The organism is Mycobacterium sp. (genome assembly GCF_008709575.1).
Lineage (GTDB): Bacteria > Actinomycetota > Actinomycetes > Mycobacteriales > Mycobacteriaceae > Mycobacterium.
The window spans coordinates 314-589 of the sequence record NZ_VYIK01000483.1; positions in this window are offsets into that span (position 1 = coordinate 314).

Here is a 276-nt window from a genome sequence, read left to right on the forward strand (position 1 = left end):
CGGTGTTGCGGAGCGTCGAGCGCAGCCTGGACCTGGAGGAGGCGAGGTTGCGGGACCTCTGATCGGTTCGGGCCATTTCTGGCTGCAGCCCGACCAGGCGCTCGTCGTGCCCGCCCACGACTGGTCGGGCGGCGGGCAGGCACAGACCAGGTCAAGCCGCGCCGGATCCATCCCGCCGATAGCATCGCGTTGTTGGATCTGGCCAAGCAAGGAAGTCCGGTGAGCCCTGACGCGGACGTGATCGTCGTCGGCGCCGGTATGGCCGGTCTGTCCGCG